This window comes from Mycobacterium sp. NGS34 (assembly GCF_059812845.1).
The window spans coordinates 1-2,907 of sequence record NZ_JCALDM010000044.1; the positions used below are offsets into that span (position 1 = coordinate 1).

Here is a 2,907-nt window from a genome sequence, read left to right on the forward strand (position 1 = left end):
CGGAGCGACGCGATGATGGCGTTGCTTTCCCAATTCCGCAGCTTTGACCCGCCCGGCTCCAATATTCACGATCAACCGGCGTCAACTTCGGCTTGTAGCTGTTGATGCCGTACCCGGCGGCCGATCGCCCGGGTGGCTCGGGATGTGGGTATCGATGGGCCAAACCGTGAGCAACTGGGTGCCCAGACCGTGGTTGGCGGCTGGCAACGCGATTTTGGAGGAGTGGTGGATACCGTACTAGGTGTTTCGATGGCACCCTCAACGGTTCGGATGGTGCTGATAGAAGGGGAAAACGCTGACGGTGTCACCGTCGACGAAGATAACTTCGGGATCAGGGCTAACGGCGACTCAGCGCCCTCTGCTGGCGCCGACCGGGTGATCTCGGCCATCCTGGGTACCCGAGAAGGCGCCGCCGAGGGCGGCTACCAGTTGCTGTCGACCGGGGTGACCTTTAGCGACCAACTTGACGCCGCGGCGCTGCGCGATGCGCTGGCTGCCCGCAAGATCGAGAACGTCATGTTGGTCTCAGCGTTTCTGGCTGCGGCCGCGTTGGCGCAGACGGTTGGCAATGCGACCGGCTACGCACACACCGCGCTGCTGTTTGTGGAGCCCGATACCGCGACGTTGGCCGTGGTCGATACCGCCGATGGTTCGATAGCCGATGTGCACCGACGACCGCTACCCGAAGACGACGACGAGGCCATGGCCGAGCTGGTTCAGATGGTTTCGGGTGCAGAAGGGCTCAACATGCGCCCGGATGGGGTGTTCGTCGTCGGCTCCGGTGTGGATATCCCACTGATCAAGCCGGCGCTGGAGACAGCGACATCACTTCCGGTGAACGCACCCGAGGAACCAGAGATGGCGCTGGCCCGCGGCGCGGCGCTGGCGTCGGCGAACGCGCCGTTGTTCGCGTCGTCCACCGCAGCTCTAGCTTATGCGCAGGATCCCGATACCGGTGCGGTTGACCGGTATGCGATTGCTCCCGCATACATTCCCGCTGCGGGTACTACCGGCATGGGTGAGAGGGGCGTCGCCTACAGCGCGATCGTGGACGACAAAGCCGACGCCTACACCGCCGCCGGGGGCGACAAAGACTTCCTTACCGGCGGATTCGCCGACGTCAGCGCCGGTCGCGACGAGCAAGCACGCAAGTCGCTTTGGCTGCCTGGTAGCGCGTTGATGGCGGTCTTTGTTGTCGGGGTCGTGGCGCTGGTGATTGCACTCGCGATCAGCATCCGGCCGACGGTCGATCAGCAGCCGGGCCCCAGCCAAAACCTGGTCACCCCGACGAAGCAGGCGCCGCCAGCGCCCGCAGCCCCAGCTCCTGCTCCCGTTGAATCGGCTCCGGCTCCGGAGACTCCGGCTGCTGTGGTTCCGGCTCCGGCTCCCGCTCCGGCGCCTGTGGCTCCGGCACCCGCTCCGGCGCCTGTGGCTCCGGCGCCTGTGGCTCCGGCACCCGCTCCGGCGCCTGTGGCTCCCCCAGCTGCGCCACCCCCGCCCGCGCCGCCGATCGTTATCCCACTGCCACCGATCTTCGGTCCTCCGGGGCATGGCGGTGGGGGCCATGGCGGTGGGGGCCACGGCGGTGGGGGCCACGGCGGTGGGGGTTTCCTCCCGGGAATTCCCGGTCTACCGGGCTTCATGCATTGAGTTAGGGCGTAGTAGGCGGTAGCGGTAGCGCGCCGGTAGGCGAGTAGTCGAGTTGGCTTTGACCCACGACGAAGCGTGAAACGCTGCAACGGTGAACCCGGGCTGCCGCAGCTGCGTTGGAAGGTATTGGTGGCGAGGCAGGTTAACCAATAACCTCAGTGGCCCAATGCCTCTAGGTCAGCGTGATCCCGGCCAGGGTTCCAATGCCGCCGCCGCCAAACCACTTCCGCGTGCGTCCCGACACCATCTCCCGACTCGTATGTCGCCTGCCAGGGTGATGGGACCACCGGTTTGCCATGAGTATGGGACCGGGTTGTTCCGATCGTTGGCCGTGTGTTGATGGTGACCGATGGTGGTTGTGCCGGTCAATCCGACGGAGTCGGAGGGGCCGGCTTTCGGCTCTTGGGTTTTTGGCGTTGCCGGTAGGACTCGCCTTCGACGACGAGTTCGTAGGCCGCGGATTGCAGTCGGTCCATCGCGGATTGGGCCAGCAGGGGGTCGGCCATCATGGTCAGGATTTCGGGGGGTTCGCGGTTGCTGGTGATGATGGTTGAAGCGGCGCGGTGGCGTTCGACGATGATCTCGTAGAAGTCGGTGGTCTCGGTGGCTTCCAGCCGGTGCAGGGCCAGATCGTCGATGATGAGTAACTCGACGCGGTGCAGTTTGCGCATCTCGTCTTCGTAGCTGCCGTCCAGACGTGCCCCGCGTAGACGTTTGAACAGTTTGTCGGCCCGCTCGGTGTGCACGCTGTGATGCTTGCGGACAGCGATATGTCCTAACTAAAATAAGTTTCGCGCCACCACCACGCCGCCGAAGCCGGGCGGGTGACCCCGCGCTGGTGGTGGAGGTGGCTGTTCATGGATAATATCGATTATCCATGATACGTGCCGGAAAGTGCTGGCGCACAGCCTGATTGGCGATCCAATCGTCACAGTGACGTTTTGGCCATGTGTAGGCGCAACGGCCAAAGGACCGAAACCGTCAGCATCCCAGCGTGTTTGGCCCTCGGCAACCAAAGGGGCAGCTTCGACCGGCGCTCCTGAGAGTCACCGGCGTCCGGGTGGCGGCGGGCCGGGGGGTACTACATGTTGCCGTGGTGGCCGGCCAGTTGGTTGACCATAATCGCTATTATCTGGCACTGCGGGTGGCCGTGGCTTGGTGCCAACCGCGGGAGCTACGCTTCCCGCGACTGTTCGATCAGCCCACACAGAGGGTTCTGGGCAACGGCGGTGTCTGTCCGAGCGCCTCCGGCAAGCA

Annotated in this window: 1 protein-coding gene and 1 pseudogene; one reads left to right on the forward strand and one right to left on the reverse strand. The window is 64.6% G+C overall.

Annotated elements, in window-relative coordinates; genetic code table 11:
* The first annotated feature begins 222 nt into the window (after positions 1-222).
* Positions 223-1,650 (forward strand): DUF7159 family protein, encoded by a 1,428-nt coding sequence (locus AC5Y7V_RS31255; RefSeq protein ID WP_499883781.1) that lies wholly within the window; start codon positions 223-225, stop codon positions 1,648-1,650.
* A 365-nt stretch (positions 1,651-2,015) separates the two neighbouring features.
* Here AC5Y7V_RS31255 and AC5Y7V_RS31260 read toward each other — a convergent pair.
* Positions 2,016-2,429: pseudogene (locus AC5Y7V_RS31260) on the reverse strand (ATP-binding protein); the annotation flags it as partial.
* Between the last annotated feature and the right edge of the window lie 478 nt (positions 2,430-2,907).